The organism is Solibacillus kalamii, from assembly GCF_002174535.1.
GTDB classification, from domain to species: Bacteria; Bacillota; Bacilli; order Bacillales_A; family Planococcaceae; genus Solibacillus; species Solibacillus silvestris.
In genome coordinates, this window is record NZ_NHNT01000011.1 from 1 (window position 1) to 17,974 (window position 17,974).

Below are 17,974 nucleotides of genomic sequence, written 5' to 3' on the forward strand. Positions count from 1 at the left end.
CCAGGATCAAACTCTCCATAAAAGTAGTTTGAAAGCTCATTTGCTTTGCTAGCGATCCAACTTCGTTAGAAGTTGAAATCTATTGTTTGCTTCATTTAAGAAGCTTGTTTCATTAACGTTGCTTGTTCAGTTTTCAAGGTTCATTGTGTAGTCTTAAGTGACAACTTTTATATCTTACAACATTCTGTTTTGAATGTCAACAGTTTTATTTAATGAAACTGGAGCGGGTGATCGGAATCGAACCGACAACATCAGCTTGGAAGGCTGAGGTTTTACCACTAAACTACACCCGCATTATATTATAGTATATTATGGCGCGCCCGACAGGAGTCGAACCCATAACCTTCTGATCCGTAGTCAGACGCTCTATCCAATTGAGCTACGGGCGCCGGGAATTTTTGGTGCGGCCGAGAGGACTTGAACCTCCACGGGGTTGCCCCCACTAGGCCCTCAACCTAGCGCGTCTGCCATTCCGCCACGACCGCTTCATCCGACAATAATTATTATACATCTCTGAAATAATTTGTCAATATGAAAACTGGTGAGCCATGAAGGACTCGAACCTTCGACCCTCTGATTAAAAGTCAGATGCTCTACCAACTGAGCTAATGGCTCTAAATGGCTGGGGTACCTGGATTCGAACCAGGGCATGACGGAATCAAAATCCGTTGCCTTACCGCTTGGCTATACCCCAAAAATGGCGGTCCCGACCGGGATCGAACCGGCGATCTCCTGCGTGACAGGCAGGCATGTTAACCGCTACACCACGGGACCATTAGTAAATCTTCATTATTAAAATATAAGTGGTGACCCGTACGGGATTCGAACCCGTGTTACCGCCGTGAAAGGGCGGTGTCTTAACCACTTGACCAACGGGCCACTAATGGCTCCGAAGGCAGGACTCGAACCTGCGACCTGCCGGTTAACAGCCGGATGCTCTACCAACTGAGCTACTTCGGAATAATTACTTCGTTGCGACATCATCTTGTCGACTTTTACTATTATAGAGAGCGATTTCCGTTTCGTCAACACTTTTCCTAAAAAAAATTAAAGAAAAAATCTCTTCCTATATATAGAGCAAAAATCATTTTCTTTAAAAAATAACATAAATACTGTATACCTTTATTCATTCATTTTTAAACATCTTTTTCAAATTATTTTTCGCTTCGAAGAAATTTAATTTTCCCTTTACAAATACTGCAGCAATACTTTTTTATATCCATTTTTCTTTTTCTCTTATATATTTGTCCGCAATTCGTACAACTGTATATATGTATTGTCTTTTGCACCTGCTTTTCTTTAGGCTGTTCCAAAGTAGAACAAAAACGTGGTGCTCCAACTTTTTTCAATAAATTCCGAAAATCTGCATCTCCATGCCTATAACCCATCCCTAAAATATGAAGATGATAATGGCAAAGTTCATGTAAAATAATTCCCCTTAACTCCTCTATTCCGAACTGGTCATACAGTTTTTTATTAAGTTCAATATTGTGACTGTTTAACATATACCGTCCGCCCGTCGTTTTCAACCGACTATTAAAATAAGCTTTATGAATAAACGGTCGATCAAAAAATTCATTTGATAATTGCTCAACTAACTTTTGTGCCTGTTCGTCCGTCATATGCCAACCCCCCTTAAATTAATAAAAAGCGCATATCAGCTATGCGCTTTTTATTATAATTGAAAATTATGCTCTTTACACGCTATGTTGATTTTCAGGAGTTAACATCGTTAAAGAAATACGACCTTTATTAGCTTCTACTTTTTCTACCCAAACTGTCACAATATCTCCAAGCGAAACAACATCTAATGGATGTTTAACACGACCCTTTTGCAATTTGGAAATATGGACAAGTCCATCCTGCTTAACTCCGATATCGACAAACGCTCCAAAATCAACAACATTCCGAACTGTCCCCTGCAGTTCCATCCCGACTTGCAAGTCATCCATTTGAAGTACATCGGTTTTCAATAACGGTTGCGGGAAAGCATCACGAGGGTCACGGGTAGGTTTTATTAGTGTATCTACAATATCTTTCAACGTAACTTCCCCTACATCCAATTTCTCACCTAATGTTTTTAAATTTAACTTGCTGATTTCTTCTTCAGCTTTCGCTGTTCCGACATCCTTTTTCGTTAATCCTGCTGCCTCTAATACAGCTTCAGCTAATTTATAGCTTTCGGGATGGATACCTGTAGCATCTAACGGATTTTTAGCATCTGCAATACGCAAGAAACCGACCGCCTGCTCGTATGTTTTAGCACCTAATCGCGGGATTTTTTTCAGTTGGGCACGTGATGTAAATTGGCCGTTTTCACTACGCATTGTCACAATATTTTCTGCAACAGTTTTTGAGAGTCCAGATACATATTGTAAAAGGGAGGCCGAAGCTGTATTTACATCTACCCCAACTTGGTTTACCGCTGTTTCCACAATAAATGTTAGTGATTCTGCGAGCTGCTTTTGGGACACATCATGCTGATACTGCCCTACACCGACAGCTTTCGGGTCAATTTTCACAAGCTCGGATAATGGGTCTTGCAAACGACGGGCAATCGAAACAGCACTCCGTTGTTCCACCTGTAAATCCGGAAACTCCGCTCGCGCCACTTCAGAAGCCGAGTATACGGAAGCCCCAGCCTCGTTGACAATAACATATGCAATGTTTCCATCTGCTTCTTTCAACAGTTCTGCAATAAATTGCTCTGTTTCTCGTGAAGCTGTCCCATTACCAATTGCAATAATACTAATCGGGTATTTTTTTAATAATGCCTTCACTGTCGCTTTCGCTTTCGAAGGATCCGACGTAGTGTGGGGATAAATAACGCCAACTTCAATCATCTTACCTGTCTCATCCACTACCGCCAATTTACAGCCGGTTCTGTATGCAGGGTCTACACCAAGTACCATTTTACCGCGCATTGGAGGCTGTAATAATAAGTTGCGGAGATTTTCCGAAAAAATATGAATTGCCTGTGTTTCTGCTTTTGATGAGAGTTCTGCGCGCAGCTCATTTTCAATAGATGGTTTAATTAAACGTTTATAGCTATCTGCAACTGCCAATTTCACCTCGTTGACAGATGGACCTACATAATTTCTAGGTATAAAATGATTTTCCATTTGAGTTGTCGCTTTATCAATCGGAACTTCAATCGTTGCACGAATCACTTCTTCCTTTTCACCGCGGTTTACCGCCAGTATACGGTGGGGTGCAATTCGATGAACAGGTTCTTCATATTCGTAATACATTTCAAATACTTGTTTTTCATCTTTTTCCGCATTTTTTAATGTTGTGACAAGCTTGCCTTCTCGCCAAGATAGTGTGCGTAATTTTTCACGAATTGCGGCATCATCGGCAAATCGCTCTGCTAAAATATCGCGTGCACCCGCCAATGCTTCTTCAATCGAAGTAACACCTTGTTCTTCGTTTAAATAAGGAGCTGCCATTTCCTCCATCGTCCGCTTTGTAAACTTTAAAAGCTCTTCAGCTAACGGTTCCAAGCCACGTTCTTTTGCAATCGTTGCTTTTGTACGACGCTTTTGTTTAAATGGTCGGTACAAATCTTCCACACGCTGTAAAACAGTTGATGCTTGAATAGCAGTTTGTAGTTCTTCCGTTAATTTACCTTGCTCATCGATTAAACGCAGCACTTCCTCTTTCCGTGTTTCGAGCTGCTGTATGTAATGGTAGCGGTCTTCCACTGCTTTTATTTGAACTTCATCAAGAGAACCTGTCATTTCTTTTCGGTAACGGGCGATAAAAGGTACTGTGTTACCTTCTTCCAGTAGCCCAATAACCGCTTTTGCTTGCTTTGGCTCTACTTTTGCATCTTTCGCGATTATTTGTAACATTTTTTGTTGATCCATCATGCCACTCCTTTAAATTTAAAACTTTCTTTTAGTGTACCATTCCATTTGTATTGTTTCCCAAAAAAGCGATGAATTTATGCATAAAAAAGAGCCTACTAATCTAAGTTAGTAGACTCCTAAAATTTATAACGAGACGCCGCCGCTTGCTGTGATGGCATCTTGTAATTTTTTAATGGCTTTACGTTGAATTCGCGAAACGTGCATTTGGGATATACCGAGTCTCTCCCCGGCTTCCTTTTGACTAAGCTGTTCCAAATATGTTAACTGGATAATCTGTCGCTCACGTTCATTTAATACATTCATCGCATCAGCTACAATCATTCTGCGGTTTGTCACTTCATAACCTGTATCTTCTCGACCCACTACATCAAATAACGTTACCGTACTGCCATCAGAATCCGATTCGATTGAATGATCCATCGATAGTGCCTGATAGCTTCGTCCCATCTCCATCGCTTCCAATACATCCTCATCCTGTACTTCTAAATATGTCGCAATTTCAGTAATGGATGGGGAACGTTGTAAGGACGTCGTTAATGCTTCGACTGCCGCCTTGATTCTAGGTCCCAATTCTTTAATACGTCTCGGAACATGCACGTCCCAAGTTTTATCACGTAAAAAGCGTTTTATTTCACCTACGATTGTCGGAACAGCAAACGCCTCGAAACTTCTGCCAAAAGAAGGGTCAAATCGTCGGATCGCACCTAATAAACCAAGCATCCCTACTTGTACAATATCATCATAATAAGATTTACCATGTGAATATTTGCGTGCAATCGACTCGACTAACTGCTGATAATGGAGCACAAGGTTAGTTTGTGATTCTTCACAGCCGCTCGCCTGATATTCTGCAATCCAATTTAGCACTTCTTCTTTTGATGTATTTTTAGGTAGTGATTCTTTCGACATTCCCTTTCACCTGCTCTCTCGAGACATACTTTGTCATGAAAACAGTGACGCCACCTTCGTTATTTAATTTCACTTCGTCCATTAAAGTCTCCATTAAATAAATCCCTAATCCACCTTCACGTAATAGTGCTACGTTTTCATTTTCATGATATGGACCAACTTTTGATTTAATCTCTTCAAAGTTAAAGCTGACACCGTAATCTGCAACCATTATTTCGATCTTGTCCTCAAATAACGCACAGCCGATCACAACTTCTCCTTCCTCGTTTGCTTTATAAGCATGGTGTACAACATTTGTCACCGCTTCACTTGTAGCAATTTTTAAGTCCTCAATTTCATCATAAGTAAACCCAACTCGCATCGCTAATCCTGAAATTGTTAGCCGGATTACACTTACATATTGCGATTTGGCAGGCACTCGAATTTCAATATAGTCAAATGCTCTCATCATTTCAACTCCAATTCCTCATCAATCTCAATACTCATTAATTCACTTAAACCTGTAATTTCAAACAATCTAACTAAACGATTCGATAAGTTGACTAATTTTAATGATGCATTTTCTCTCGTAACTTTTTTATAAAATGCAACAAATATTCCTAATCCTGTACTGTCCATATAATTTACTTTTGATAAATCTAATTCGATTTTTCGGCCTTCCACAATTTGAACAGTCTCTAACTCTTCGCGTAAAATCGGGGCTGTGTACGTATCAATTTCACCCTCGATATAGCCTTTTAATACGTTTCCATCTTCTCTAAATTGAACATTAACATTCATTATTAGACACCTCCATCTATAAACCTAATTACTTTTCCCCAATGTACAGGAGTTCAAACATAATTATTTATTTATTTTTTAAAAATAACAACCGTAAAATCATCTTCTAATTCAAAATCCGGCAAGTTTTTCAAATAAGTGTACATTTCCTCACACATTTTCTGAGCTGAAAGATGGTTACAGCTTAATGCCAAATTCTTAATCACATCCCGGGGGTCCAGTTCTCCTTGCTTACGGAAATCCGTTACCCCATCTGTAATCATAACGATAAAATCATTATCCTCCAAATGAATATCATACTGTGGATACGTGACTTCCGGCATGACACCTAACAATAAACCTTTTGACTCCAAATCAAAGAAAGTGTTTTTACGAGCATTATAATATATAGCAGGTTCATGTCCAGCTGACCCATATGTAAATTTGCTTTCTTTAATATTATATGTCCCGTAAAACATCGAGACAAACATACTATCATCAACACTTTTTTCAATAATGCGGTTTAACACTTCCAAAATGTATGATGGATCTTTCGTTGCATACTCAAGTGTATCTAGCCCGTACTTAACCATCGACATACAAAGGGCTGCTGGTACACCTTTTCCGACAACATCCGTCACTGCTACACTGACAACTGAGTCATTGTTGTTTAAAAAGTGAACATAATCACCATTCATTTTGCGGATTGGTACAGATAGCATCCCAATATCAATCTGATCCAACATGGGTACTGTTGTTCTGAGAATCATATTCTGAATTTTTGTAGCAACATTCATCTCCATACGCAGTTCTTCTTGCTGTTCCAGTAAACTTTGATGCTCCTTTAAAGTTAAACCAAAGTGTACCATAATCTCAATTAGAAAATCATAGCTATGCGAAATATCTTCTGGTAGATCTGGATAAATTTGCTCTATCGCATATTTGTGGATATTGATAACTTCTTCTGGAGCTACTTTTTTTTGGATTAACTGTCGAATAAAATTTTGGCCTATATACAAATTTCGCTCAGTTTGGTTTGCCAAAAAATCCGATAATATTTTTTGATATTGAGTTTGCAGCTCTTTCAAATTTTATCACATCCTACTTTACCCATTTTTCGATAACTATTGTCGTACCGTTCCCTACATTGGATTGTATGTCCATTGTATCCATTAGTCTCTTGACTCCTGGCAGACCCGCTCCAAGCCCACCTGAAGTAGAATAGCCGTCTTCCATTACCTTTTTCAAATTACTAATTCCCGGTCCTTTATCTGCCGCTATTATGCGAAGGCCAACTTTCTCTTCATTACTAATACGCTCTATCGTAACTTCCCCGGATCGGGCATATAAATAAATATTTCGAGCCAGTTCGCTTATCGCCGTCGTAATTCGAGCCTGATCTACCGCGCCAAAGCCAATTGCTTTCGCCTCGTTACGTCCAAGTTGGCGTGCAGCTACAATATCCCATTCTGTTACAATCTCTACGGTAGATTTCGCATTCATCATAGTGCCCCCAATTTCCTACTTTTTCTTTCTATGGAGTTAACGTACAGTATCAATTTTTTGAATTATTAATCTTTGCCATTATACCATATGTTATCCTTGTAGTTTAGTTGGATATAAATTTTAAACCATTTTTTTGATATATTTATAATTTTAAGGAAACTACCATAATATTTCATGATTACAGTTTACTATTTACCTTAAAATTATAAGGTACTTTTATTTATAATAATAAAAAACACCGAAACGAAATGTTTCGATGTTTTTTTATGTATTAAAATTTTACGAGTCCTAAACTAATATTAAGAGCTATATCTACTTCTTGCATTAGTTTCGCATCTAGCTGAGTAATACGATCTGTTAACCGTGATTTATCAATTGTACGCAATTGTTCAAGCAAAATTACCGAATCACGCTCAAAACCATACTTTTTCGCATCGATTTCAACATGTGTAGGTAACTTTGCTTTTTGAATTTGCGCAGTTATTGCAGCTATTATGACGGTTGGACTAAAGCGATTTCCAATATCATTTTGAATAATAAGAACGGGTCTAGTCCCGCCCTGTTCTGACCCTACCACAGGTGATAGGTCAGCAAAAAAAACGTCTCCACGTTTTACAATCAAATTGTCATCCCCCGCTTACGAGACGCTCCACCATATGTTCCGCTTCATACTCTGCATGCAAGCACTCACTGCAAATTGTCAGATTAATTTGCGACATTTCCACATAGCCCTTTATTAAAGCTTCCCGTATTTGATTTGGTTGCATATGCTTTGTATAATTTTGAGTCGCCAAATACGCCATCATATAACCATTCTCAGTATTACGCCCAAACGTTCTTTCGAATTGCGTTACTAGCTCATTTGGTATGTCAATTACTACTTCTTCTACTTCTACTAATTCCTTCGCGTACAAAACAAGCACCTCCACCGAACATCCCATTTCCCATTCATTCTATCATTGATTGGCTACAATGAAAAGACAGGAAAATTAAAAAACTGACAATTCTCGCAATAAATGAATAAATATGGACATACTTGTTTTGTATATTTGAAGTTTTTTTACAGTAATATTACATCGATTATTTATATACCCTAGGAACTCTAGCTGTAATTACACATGGCACTTCGTAATTAATTGTTTGGAGTTTATGAGCCCAATCATCTATTGTGATTTCCTCTTGCTGTTGGCAGCCTATTAGTACAACTTCTTCTCCAACATTATATGCTTCCGGGAGTAAAATCATACTCTGATCCATACAAATTCTGCCGACAATTTTCGCTCTTTTTCCTCCAACAAGCACTTCTTGGCCAGAAAGCTTTCGGATCATACCATCTGCATAGCCGATCGGTATTGTTCCGATGTAGCAATCCTCTTCTGCAGTATATGTTGCACCATAGCCTACCGATTGACCAGCTTGCATTTTTTTAATATGTACAAGTTCTGTCTGCAAGGAAAAGGCTGGCTTAATCGGAAAAGGTAATTTTGTGCCTACATAACTTGAAGGCAATAATCCGTACATGGAAATGCCGAAACGTACCGCATCATAATGCAAAGTAGGATCTTTCACTAATGCGGTCGCTGTATTGGCAACATGAACAAGACGAGGCTTTTGTGGCAGTGCACCTAAAAAGTCCTTGAATAGGGTAGCCTGATTGTCAAAGTACATCGAATCTTCTTCATCTGCAGTAGCAAAGTGCGTAAATATTCCATCCACTAAAAAATCATCGGAAGAATTAATCATTGTATACAATTCCATTAGTACTTCTTTAGTGGAAACACCGATACGCCCCATGCCCGAATCAACTTTAATATGAAATCTCAGCTGATTCAACAGTGGTGTATATTGCTGTGCTTTTTGCAACCATTCTGTTGAAAATACAGTAAGAATAATATTTTCAGCTGATGCATACGGAATAAAAGTATGTGGTGAAGCACCTAACACTAAAATATCAATATCCTTAAAATTTTCTCTAATATGTACTGCTTCGTCCGGTGTTGCGACAGCAAGCATTGTTGCACCGGCCTCAATTGCCGTTTTTGCAACTTCCACGTCTCCATGACCATATGCATTTGCCTTTACTACAGCAATTATTTGGATTTTCGGTCCTATATAGTTTTGTAGTGAAGAAATGTTATGTGTGATTGCTTGAAGATCAATTACTGCTTTTGTTGGTCTGTAATAAATAGGAGTATTCATTTCGACTTTTACCCTCTTTTTATAAGATTAAACTTACTGTTATTTATGTAATTTTGAGTAAACCATTATTAAATCCGTATACGAAAAGAAATCATCTTGCGCTTGTATACGCAAGATGTCTCTACTTAAATATAACCATAAAATACAATTTAAAAACAAGTTTAGAATTATATTTTTTTAAAAACCAGATTAGTTCGGTCCATCACGATATTAGTCACACATGGGTTGTCACTGGATGTGATGTTTTTAGCTTAGTGGGGGATGAGCCCCCACTGATTGAAGTTTATTTCATACTACTTTCCTGCACACTTGCAGCTACTTCCAGTAATTCATCCTTCGTTAATTTTGTGGAAGCGATAAAGAAGGTCATGCCATCTTTGTCCCACTGAATTGAGTTATCAGTAATAGCCCCTATTGTATAGCCTAAATCCGCCGGGTCCCCAGATACAGGTAATATTGTATCATCGGATTGAATCGGCTGCTGCATTAGTGTAAATGGCTTTTCCCCTTCGAATGTCAAAATAACTCGTGTGTTTCCATCTTCCTGCACTTCAAACTCATCTGTCAGCTTAGTATGTGCCCAGTCGATCGTAGGGTAATATACACTAAACTCTGTGTCCACCACTTCTGCTGATGCGGCTTTCTTTTCCTCTTTTTCAGAGAATTTCTCTACAGCGTACTCTTCTGCAGTATGCTTCACACCTAATTTAATGTCGGCAAATGTAATCACAACTTGTTCTTGTAAAGATTCATCCATCACACTTACTTTTGTCGGAAGCATCGTTTTCTTATCAATTACAATTTGCTGTACCGGCAGTGCTGTTTGGTCTACATTTCGTGTTGCTACTTCAAAAGTATAGCTCGCATCATCTTCAGTCATTACTGCTTTTGAATCTGACACTAAATCATCGGCTAATGCCCCAATTATATACGCCTGACTATTTTGTTTCGGCCATTCACTTTGGAATTTATGCGTTTTACGTAATGATGGCGTGACAACAAAGACACCTTCTTCATTTCGGACGATTAACTGTTGTTCTGACTCACCTTTTGGATTAACTGCCACCCGATAAAAATCTGGTTTTGTATGCCAAACCTTCACATCGTAAATACGTGGCTCTGCGCCTGTCCGAACTTCCATCGAAGCACTTAATTCATAACCTTTTGCGTCATTCCACTTCTTGTTGACATCCTCAATCACTTCATCCTTTGTAGCTTTTCCACACGCCGCCAAAAAGAGACAACAAACGACAACTACTAGCAGTCGGAGTTTCAAAGATTCACCCTTTCGATTATCTATTTCGATAAATTACTATATGAGCCAAGGTGTGCATGTATGTATTATTGCATTAAGATTACTTGAGCAGCTGCTGTTGTCCTTGTATGAGTAATGGAAATGAACCCGTTCACCTGTTCACCATCAAAGTATAAAACAGGTTTCCCTTGCTCTTCTTTTAAAATTTCTATTTGATGAAGTTCACAGCCCTTACCGATGCCTGTGCCATTTGCTTTTGAATAAGCTTCCTTTGCAGCAAAGCGACCTGCAAGAAATTCCACTTTGCGTGAGTCCGATAATGTATTAAACACGGCAAGTTCCCTTTCCGTTAAAATTCGTTGTGCAAATTTCGCCGAACGTCCTATCATTTTTTCAATTCGATCCAATTCTACTAAATCTAATCCAATCCCTTTAATCATTTAATAGCTCTCCCTTTCTTTTCCTCATTACTCCAATGTATAATAAATAAAATACGTTTTATTTTGTATCGACTTAATTGAGGTGGAACATGTTTATTCGTAGAGAAAATTTTAAACAGTACATTACGTTATATCCGGTCGTATCATCAATTATAGCAATTAATTTAATTGTTTTCGTCCTAACATTAATCCCGGGATTCGGCGAAGAATTACTTTATGCCGGTATGAGCGTCAATGGACTCATTGCAGCCGGTGAATGGTGGCGCATTATTACGTCCATGTTTTTACATGCAGGTTTTATGCACGTTCTTTTTAATATGTTCTCCCTATTTTTATTTGGTCCGGAGCTCGAGAAAATCGCCGGCAAAATGCGATTTTTAACAATATACTTTTTAGCCGGAATTTTTGGTGTTGCTGCCACTTACGCAACACAAGATGCCTATTATGCCAGCGTAGGGGCAAGTGGAGCACTGTACGGAATTTTTGGGGCGTTCGGGGCCCTTGTTTATTACACAAGACATTTATTCCCGCAGTTACGGCAAATAATATTGCCGTTAATTGTGATTAGTATTATTATGACATTTTTAACACCAAATATTAATATTGCTGCACATTTAGGCGGTTTGGTTACCGGCTTTATTTTAGGGGTTGTTTACTTTAACCCTAAAAATATGGGACGCTGGCGTAAACAGCCCATTAGACGGGTAAAATAAAAACAGGATCCGCGAAAGTAATTTTCGCGGATCCTGTTTTTTAGTGTTCATACCATGTCAGTATTTTTTCCACTTCCCGTTGCTCCACATGACGTGCAGTCGCTGAAGCTCCGGCTATACCTGACATCACTATAATTTTTACAGATCCTATATTTCGCCGCTTTTGGAAATACGTTTGACTTCCTTGCGTAATTTGCACACGTTTCTTTAAAGCATAAAACGTTACACGACTTACAAGCCGCGATACAATCGTTATTTGCTGATCTTTCACCGTAAATCCGGTCGTCTTAAATTGCCATCTTCCAAGTAGAATAATCGGAACGATCAGCAATAATGACAGCAGTCCATATGGGTAAAAGAAGTAAGAAACTGCGCCAATTAACGGAACTAACCATACAAAATCAATCCGATAGAAAAAAGGCTGTGCTTTTTTCGGCGGCTGAACAATTTGGTTAACTTGAAAATCATATTCAGGAAACAGTTCTGCCAAAGGTGCAAATACTTCTTTTTTTGCAATTAGCGGAAACAAAATGATTTTCTTATCATTTTCCCCGCTAAATCCTCCACCAGCACTTTCTACCGCAACAGAAGCTAAGCCCAGCAGTTGCTGGAAAGGGTTTTCTGCCAGTTTAATTGCCTGCACCCGGTTTAACGGGATTGTCACACGTTTTTTTTCGATTAATCCTCGTGTAATAATTAACCGATCATGCTGCTTGCTCACCGTAAAGTTATAATAATTTAAAAAGGTCAAGCCGACAGAAACTCCCCATGCCAGTATAAGTGCAAGAGCGATTAAAATCATAACGACGATATAGCCGTATTCCACTAAAAATGCCAACTCATCATAAATCAAGTCAAAAGGGATAAACTCCGCAAATTGGGAAAGGACAGCAAAGACACCGGCAAGTACTACTCCCACACCGCTGGAAGTCGTCGCTAATAATAACAGCTCCGGTACTTTCATTTTGTGTAATATAACTGATGCCGGCTCTGGCTCATCCTCTTCAGCTACTTGTACCAGGTCACTTTCAACCGGCAGTTTTTGTTTCGTTTTCGCCTTTTTCATTTGAATTTCTACTTCATCTGCCGCAGCTTTCGTTACCGCTGTCAACTCCGCTTCCGGTTTCCCATCTTTACTTCCCGCCGTTTCCACTTGTACTTGTACAAGCTTGAACAACCGGTGAAAAATACCTTCTTTATAATTCAAGTTTTGAATACGATCAAATGGAATGTAGCGCTTTTTCTTTATAAACAGACCGTATTCCACACGGAGTTCACTATCTTCAAACCAATATACAAATGTCCACCACTTAATCAAACCGCTCACTACCGTTACCGATAAGACGATTACTAAAATAAAGAGTGGAATCATTTCGCTGAAAAATGTTTCGCTTCGATAATCCAAATTAATATTAAAGCCGTTCGCCGCAACAATGATAATGATTGGGATAAGGAGATCTTTCAATGCTTTTACTACATTGATGATTGCCGTTACAGGATGAAGTTTATATTTCTCTTTAAACATCATCTTCCGCCACCCTTGCAAGTTCAGAGATTTTTGTCCTCAATTCATCAGCATCTTCAACTTTCAACATAGGAATTGTATGTACTGTTGCCGCCGAAGAAATCGATATATTCGCTAACATGTATTTTTTTAATATCGGTCCCTGCTCTGTATCAACATGTTGAACACGCACCATCGGTATTAAAGTCCGTTTTACGACAAACAGGCCACTTTGAATTTCAATTTCCTGTTCTCGTACTTCATAACGCCAAATTCCCCAACGAATGCTCGGGAATACAATAACTGAAAATGCAATGGATAACAATACGAGCGCGATGGCAATCCACATAATCCATTGCGGCCAATCAAATCGAACTGTTAAAAATACGATGCCGCCTGTTAAAAGAGCGATAATAAAAGTTTGAATGATTCCATATAGTCGCCACACTGTTTGCGCTTTTTTAGGTAACTGAAACTTTGGTTGTTCTCTCACTAGCCCTACACCTCTTTCTCTATATTATGCTATACGTATTAACAGCTTAAATGTTTCATTCTGTTCTAACTAGGATGATAAAACAATCCCCTTCCCTCATAGTATAGTTAATTGGTAAATTTGTTAAATAATTTATAAAAATTTTATTTCCCGGAAAATATATTTATATAAAATTTTCCATAAAAAAAAAAAAAAAAAACACACCAACGAGAAAATCGTTGGTGTGTAGAAATAGTATTAGTCTTCGCGACGTGGACGTGGACGACGATCACGAGAACCTTCGCGACGAGCACCGCCTTCACGACGACCTCCATCACGACTTCCGCTACCAGAACGGCTTCCGCCTCCGCCACCTTCACGACGGCGATCTCCTCCGCGACGGTCACCACCGCCACGGTTGCCACCACCACGGTTACGGTCATTACCGCCACGGCCACGGCCTCCGCCACCTTGTGAACGGTCACGACGCATTGGTAATGGACGTTCTTCCGATAAAGATACTGGTGTAGCATCAGGTTCTTTAGTAATTGATTTAAGAGCAGCTGCTACTAAGTCAAGTGCATCGTTATTTTCCAATAACTTAGCTGCTAACTCACGGTAAGTACCTAAATCATTATTTTGAACTAATTCCACCAATGATTGCATTGCATCTTCTTGTAAGCCTACTAATGCTTCTTCAGATGAAGGTGGACGTAAAGGAGTCATACGTTTTTTCGTAGTTTCTTCTACGATGCGTAAGTAACCCATTTCACGAGGTGTTACGAAAGTTACTGCAACACCTGATTTACCTGCACGGCCTGTACGACCTATACGGTGAACGTATGATTCAGGATCTTGTGGAATGTCAAAGTTGTAAACATGCGTTACACCTGAAATATCCAATCCACGAGCTGCAACGTCTGTTGCGATTAAAATATCGATTTTACCTTCTTTAAACTGACGTAAAACAGAAATACGTTTTGCTTGAGATAAATCACCGTGGATACCTTCCGCTAAGAAGCCACGTAAACCTAAAGCTTGGCTTAACTCATCAACACGGCGTTTTGTACGACCGAAGATGATTGCTAATTCTGGTTTTTGTGAATCCAATAGACGAGATAAAGCATCGAATTTTTCGCGCTCTGTTGCTTTTACGAAGAATTGTTCAATGTTTTCCATTGTTAATTCTTTCGCTTTAATTTTTACGATTTCAGGATCTTTCATGAATGTCTCTGCAATTTTACGGATTGCTGGAGGCATTGTCGCTGAGAATAGTAATGTTTGGCGATCTGATGGTACGTTTTCTAAAATCGCATTAATATCATCGATGAAGCCCATGTTTAACATTTCGTCCGCTTCGTCTAAAACTAAAGTTTGCACTTCGTCTAAACGTAATGTACGACGGTTAATATGGTCTTGAATACGACCCGGTGTACCTACAATAATTTGAGGTTTGTTTTTTAATGCGCGGATTTGACGGCCAATTTCTTGACCTCCGTAAACTGATAATAATTTTACGCGCTTGTCATAACCTAATTTATAAAGTTCTTCTGAAACTTGGATTGCTAATTCGCGAGTCGGAGCAATTACCAAAGCTTGGATATTTGGATTTTTCGGATCGATTTTCTCGATTAAAGGAATACCAAATGCAGCTGTTTTACCAGTACCTGTTTGTGCTTGGCCTAAAACATCACGGCCAGCCATTGCAAACGTAACTGTTCCTTCTTGGATTGGTGTTGCTTCTTCAAACCCCATACGCTTAATAGAACGTAATGTCGATTCACTAATGTTTAATTCTGAAAAATTTGTCAAACTCTTCATTCTCCTTTTTCCTGTATAAGTTGACAAATGGTTACATTTTCAGATGAAATGGCGGCAAATTTTCGAGCCATTGTATGTGGAACGTTTCCGTTACTTAAAAATTCTCTCTGCTTCATATGCAGAGTCTCTTATATGAAAAGGAAAGCCCGGTCATTGCCGAGCGGTTCAATTCTACTGTTTCTAATTGGGTAATGCTCGTGTAAAAATAGAATAAAACCGTTTATCAAAAAAAAGTACTCTTCACCCATAAGTCTGAAGAGTCTTCGCACAAAATGTATCCATTGCTTTTATTAGTCTAACATGGGTTGTAACGGTATGCAATGATATTGCTTTGTATCAAAATAGTCAGATATTTATTACTCCATTAAAAATTGATACACTTGATCAAACCATTGCTCACAATCATCACTGTAACAAATATGATGTTTTCCACAATCTGAAATATACATTTGCTTTTGTTGCGACTGAATTTGTTGAAATAAAAAATGTGCGGTTGCACTTGGTACAATACCATCCAGCTCCCCTTGTACGATAAAGGTAGGACACTGAATGTTTTTTATATACGGTTCCGTTTTTTTCACGACCTTCATAAATTCAATCGTCGCTGATAACGGAACATTTTTAAATTTAAATTTGTACCGTGCAACCAATTCATTTTCTTCTAACTTTTTGTGCACCATATCCTGAGCAATCGCTCGAACATCTTTTACTAACTGAGTAGGACTCACATACTTGGCTGCAGCACTTAGGAGTACCAACTTTTTTACTGGGTAACGTATAGATAAGTACATCGCAATGACACCACCCATTGAAAAGCCGACGACAATGACTTCATCTACTTGCTTTTTCAACTGCCGATATGCGATTTCCGCTTCCATCATCCAGTGTTCTGCTTTATAGCCTTTCATTGCCAAATTTTCTGCATCACCGTGGCCTGAAAATGTCGGAATACTTACGACCCAATCTATTCGTTGCTCTATATAATGTGCAAATGGCTGTACTTCATACGGTCCACCTGAAAATCCATGTAAAAATAGAACGCCGATTTTCATTAGTTCACCTGCTTCCATGAGCTGTTAGTAATTATAATAATCGACATTTCGAGTAGAAAAAAGCTTTTGCACTAAAAAAACGAGCTAGCACTAGGCTAACTCGATTGAATGGATAATTTTCTCCAACTGCATTCCACGGGAACCTTTAACTAAAAGGATGGACTCGTTTGTTGCATGAGATTGAATTTTTTCGATAATCGGTGCGTACTCATTTTCGGAATACACTAAATGCTCAGCATCAAATGTTTCTTGCAGTTTATTATAGAGCCACTTCATGCGCGGGCCATACAAGCAAACATAGCGTATTTCTTTAGGATGAATATGTGCGGCAATTCCTTCATGCATCTGTTTTTCATCGTTTCCAAGCTCAAGCATATCACCAAGTACAAGCCACTTTTCATTGCGGATTGTCGTTTGCTCGACAAATTGGATCGCTGCATGCATCGATGTTGGCGCTGCATTATATGCATCATTAATAAATAATAAATCACCGACCGGAACAAGCTGCATCCGCATATCAGTTAAAGCTACTTTCTTTAATGCTTCGCGGATTTGTTCGTCAGTCAAACCTAGTGCCTTACTTACCAGCATTGCACTTAATGTATTCTTTACTTGGTGTTCCCCTAAAACTGAAATAAAGAAATCACCTTGTATTAATCCTTCTACATGGAAGCTGCTTCCTTGTGCTGTCGCTTTAATTTGAGACGCTGCCAAATTCAGTTCCTGGCTAAAGCCAAATGCCTGTGTTTTTAAATGCGGTGTTTTGGCAACTAAGTTCTGAAGTAACGGCTCATCACCGTCATAAAAGAGAATCCCTTCTTCAGACAACCCTTTTACAATTTCAAACTTCGCCTTCGCAATTCCTTCACGCGATCCTAAATCTTGCATATGTGCTTCACCGATATTTGTAATAATGGCATAATGTGGTCGTGCAAGCTTCGTTAAAAATTCAATCTCACCGAAACCGCTCATCCCCATTTCCAATACGGAAACTTCCGTGTCCTCATCAAGCTGTAAAATCGTGATCGGCAAACCGAGCTGATTATTAAAATTCCCGATCGTTTTTTGTACTTTAAAGTAAGGAGAAAGAGCTCCCGCCAAAATATCTTTTGACGAAGTTTTACCGTTTGAGCCGGTAATCCCGATAAATATCGCTTGATGCTCATTACGGTAACACTCTGCCATTTTTTGAAGTGCAAGCTCTGGGTCTTCCACGAAAATTAATGGCAAATGTGCCGGGGGATTCGGCTCGTCGATCATCCATAAAGAAGCTGCCGCACCTTTTTCAAATGCCTGCTCGACAAATCGGTGTCCATTAACGGCTTCTCCGCGGAAAGGAATAAATAAATCCCCTTTCGTAATTGTCCGTGTATCAATGGAGACCCCTGTGACAATTGTTTCAGGAAATGACTGATTTTCTATCGTTAACCATTCTGCAATTTGCTGTAAACTTTTTTTCACTTTTTATCCCA

At 39.0% G+C, this 17,974-nt stretch carries 18 protein-coding genes and 8 tRNA genes; 1 reads left to right on the plus strand and 25 read right to left on the minus strand.

Annotated features, from left to right (window positions below; translation table 11 throughout):
* Positions 1-219 precede the first annotated feature (219 nt).
* The 20 genes from CBM15_RS14395 to acpS all read right to left on the minus strand — a co-directional run bounded on the left by CBM15_RS14395 (position 220) and on the right by acpS (position 10,940).
* A tRNA-Gly gene (locus CBM15_RS14395) sits at positions 220-293 on the minus strand.
* A gap of 19 nt (positions 294-312) precedes the next feature.
* Positions 313-389, minus strand: a tRNA-Arg gene (locus CBM15_RS14400).
* A gap of 10 nt (positions 390-399) precedes the next feature.
* Positions 400-485: transfer RNA gene (locus tag CBM15_RS14405), tRNA-Leu, on the minus strand.
* Between the two features lie 54 nt (positions 486-539).
* Positions 540-615, minus strand: a tRNA-Lys gene (locus CBM15_RS14410).
* A gap of 4 nt (positions 616-619) precedes the next feature.
* Positions 620-694: transfer RNA gene (locus CBM15_RS14415), tRNA-Gln, on the minus strand.
* Positions 695-698: 4 nt separating this feature from the next.
* Positions 699-774 (minus strand) — tRNA-Asp (locus CBM15_RS14420).
* A 30-nt stretch (positions 775-804) separates the two neighbouring features.
* Positions 805-879 (minus strand) — tRNA-Glu (locus CBM15_RS14425).
* Between the two features lie 5 nt (positions 880-884).
* Positions 885-960: transfer RNA gene (locus tag CBM15_RS14430), tRNA-Asn, on the minus strand.
* A gap of 194 nt (positions 961-1,154) precedes the next feature.
* Positions 1,155-1,622 (minus strand): SprT family protein, encoded by a 468-nt coding sequence (locus CBM15_RS14435; RefSeq protein WP_087618059.1) that lies wholly within the window; start codon positions 1,620-1,622, stop codon positions 1,155-1,157.
* A gap of 75 nt (positions 1,623-1,697) precedes the next feature.
* The gene (locus CBM15_RS14440; RefSeq protein ID WP_087618060.1) at positions 1,698-3,869 is read right to left on the minus strand and encodes a Tex family protein; all 2,172 of its coding nucleotides are present in this window, start codon (positions 3,867-3,869) and stop codon (positions 1,698-1,700) included.
* Between the two features lie 126 nt (positions 3,870-3,995).
* Positions 3,996-4,781: an RNA polymerase sigma factor SigB gene (gene sigB / locus CBM15_RS14445; protein ID WP_008405769.1), complete on the minus strand. Its 786-nt coding sequence runs from the start codon at positions 4,779-4,781 to the stop codon at positions 3,996-3,998.
* Positions 4,759-5,229, minus strand: coding sequence for an anti-sigma B factor RsbW (gene rsbW, locus CBM15_RS14450; RefSeq protein WP_014822539.1), 471 nt, complete (start codon positions 5,227-5,229; stop codon positions 4,759-4,761). The genes sigB and rsbW overlap by 23 nt, the downstream gene beginning before the upstream one ends.
* The gene (locus CBM15_RS14455; protein WP_014822538.1) at positions 5,229-5,561 is read right to left on the minus strand and encodes an STAS domain-containing protein; all 333 of its coding nucleotides are present in this window, start codon (positions 5,559-5,561) and stop codon (positions 5,229-5,231) included. The genes rsbW and CBM15_RS14455 overlap by 1 nt, the downstream gene beginning before the upstream one ends.
* 71 nt (positions 5,562-5,632) lie before the next feature.
* The gene (locus tag CBM15_RS14460; RefSeq protein ID WP_087618061.1) at positions 5,633-6,628 is read right to left on the minus strand and encodes a PP2C family protein-serine/threonine phosphatase; all 996 of its coding nucleotides are present in this window, start codon (positions 6,626-6,628) and stop codon (positions 5,633-5,635) included.
* A gap of 13 nt (positions 6,629-6,641) precedes the next feature.
* Positions 6,642-7,043: an anti-sigma regulatory factor gene (locus CBM15_RS14465; protein WP_014822537.1), complete on the minus strand. Its 402-nt coding sequence runs from the start codon at positions 7,041-7,043 to the stop codon at positions 6,642-6,644.
* A gap of 274 nt (positions 7,044-7,317) precedes the next feature.
* Entirely contained in the window at positions 7,318-7,668 is a 351-nt protein-coding gene (locus CBM15_RS14470) for a type II toxin-antitoxin system PemK/MazF family toxin (RefSeq protein WP_008405778.1), read from the minus strand.
* A 4-nt stretch (positions 7,669-7,672) separates the two neighbouring features.
* Positions 7,673-7,960 carry a hypothetical protein gene (locus CBM15_RS14475; RefSeq protein WP_008405780.1) on the minus strand — a complete coding sequence of 96 codons (288 nt, stop codon included), beginning with the start codon at positions 7,958-7,960 and terminating at the stop codon, positions 7,673-7,675.
* Positions 7,961-8,126: 166 nt separating this feature from the next.
* Positions 8,127-9,245: an alanine racemase gene (gene alr / locus CBM15_RS14480; RefSeq protein WP_087618062.1), complete on the minus strand. Its 1,119-nt coding sequence runs from the start codon at positions 9,243-9,245 to the stop codon at positions 8,127-8,129.
* Between the two features lie 283 nt (positions 9,246-9,528).
* On the minus strand, positions 9,529-10,521 hold the full coding sequence (locus CBM15_RS14485) for a LolA family protein (RefSeq protein WP_008405782.1): 993 nt from the start codon (positions 10,519-10,521) through the stop codon (positions 9,529-9,531).
* A gap of 65 nt (positions 10,522-10,586) precedes the next feature.
* Positions 10,587-10,940, minus strand: coding sequence for a holo-ACP synthase (gene acpS / locus CBM15_RS14490; RefSeq protein WP_008405783.1), 354 nt, complete (start codon positions 10,938-10,940; stop codon positions 10,587-10,589).
* 89 nt (positions 10,941-11,029) lie between these two features.
* Between acpS and CBM15_RS14495 the strand changes: the two genes are divergently transcribed.
* The gene (locus CBM15_RS14495; RefSeq protein ID WP_087618063.1) at positions 11,030-11,653 is read left to right on the plus strand and encodes a rhomboid family intramembrane serine protease; all 624 of its coding nucleotides are present in this window, start codon (positions 11,030-11,032) and stop codon (positions 11,651-11,653) included.
* A gap of 40 nt (positions 11,654-11,693) precedes the next feature.
* Here the strand turns inward: CBM15_RS14495 and CBM15_RS14500 are convergent, their stop codons facing one another.
* From CBM15_RS14500 to CBM15_RS14520, 5 genes are all read right to left on the minus strand, one after another.
* Positions 11,694-13,178, minus strand: a complete 1,485-nt coding sequence (locus CBM15_RS14500) for a PH domain-containing protein (protein ID WP_087618156.1) — start codon at positions 13,176-13,178, stop codon at positions 11,694-11,696.
* Positions 13,171-13,650 (minus strand): PH domain-containing protein, encoded by a 480-nt coding sequence (locus CBM15_RS14505; protein WP_087618064.1) that lies wholly within the window; start codon positions 13,648-13,650, stop codon positions 13,171-13,173. Before CBM15_RS14505 ends, CBM15_RS14500 begins: the two co-directional genes overlap by 8 nt.
* A gap of 237 nt (positions 13,651-13,887) precedes the next feature.
* Positions 13,888-15,441, minus strand: a complete 1,554-nt coding sequence (gene cshA / locus CBM15_RS14510) for a degradosome RNA helicase CshA (protein WP_008405787.1) — start codon at positions 15,439-15,441, stop codon at positions 13,888-13,890.
* Positions 15,442-15,806: 365 nt separating this feature from the next.
* Positions 15,807-16,502 carry an alpha/beta hydrolase gene (locus CBM15_RS14515; protein ID WP_087618065.1) on the minus strand — a complete coding sequence of 232 codons (696 nt, stop codon included), beginning with the start codon at positions 16,500-16,502 and terminating at the stop codon, positions 15,807-15,809.
* Between the two features lie 90 nt (positions 16,503-16,592).
* Positions 16,593-17,963, minus strand: a complete 1,371-nt coding sequence (locus tag CBM15_RS14520; protein ID WP_087618066.1) for a UDP-N-acetylmuramoyl-tripeptide--D-alanyl-D-alanine ligase — start codon at positions 17,961-17,963, stop codon at positions 16,593-16,595.
* Positions 17,964-17,974: the final 11 nt, after the last annotated feature.

What these genes read in the sequence shown, in the direction of transcription:
- CBM15_RS14435 (WP_087618059.1), bottom strand. Translation starts at nt 1,622, where the DNA reads ATGACGGACGAACAGGCACAAAAGTTAGTTGAGCAATTATCAAATGAA.
- CBM15_RS14440 (WP_087618060.1), bottom strand. Translation starts at nt 3,869, where the DNA reads ATGGATCAACAAAAAATGTTACAAATAATCGCGAAAGATGCAAAAGTA.
- sigB (WP_008405769.1), bottom strand. Translation starts at nt 4,781, where the DNA reads ATGTCGAAAGAATCACTACCTAAAAATACATCAAAAGAAGAAGTGCTA.
- rsbW (WP_014822539.1), bottom strand. Translation starts at nt 5,229, where the DNA reads ATGAGAGCATTTGACTATATTGAAATTCGAGTGCCTGCCAAATCGCAA.
- CBM15_RS14455 (WP_014822538.1), bottom strand. Translation starts at nt 5,561, where the DNA reads ATGAATGTTAATGTTCAATTTAGAGAAGATGGAAACGTATTAAAAGGC.
- CBM15_RS14465 (WP_014822537.1), bottom strand. Translation starts at nt 7,043, where the DNA reads ATGAATGCGAAATCTACCGTAGAGATTGTAACAGAATGGGATATTGTA.
- alr (WP_087618062.1), bottom strand. Translation starts at nt 9,245, where the DNA reads ATGAATACTCCTATTTATTACAGACCAACAAAAGCAGTAATTGATCTT.
- acpS (WP_008405783.1), bottom strand. Translation starts at nt 10,940, where the DNA reads ATGATTAAAGGGATTGGATTAGATTTAGTAGAATTGGATCGAATTGAA.
- CBM15_RS14495 (WP_087618063.1), top strand. Translation starts at nt 11,030, where the DNA reads ATGTTTATTCGTAGAGAAAATTTTAAACAGTACATTACGTTATATCCG.
- CBM15_RS14500 (WP_087618156.1), bottom strand. Translation starts at nt 13,178, where the DNA reads ATGTTTAAAGAGAAATATAAACTTCATCCTGTAACGGCAATCATCAAT.
- CBM15_RS14515 (WP_087618065.1), bottom strand. Translation starts at nt 16,502, where the DNA reads ATGAAAATCGGCGTTCTATTTTTACATGGATTTTCAGGTGGACCGTAT.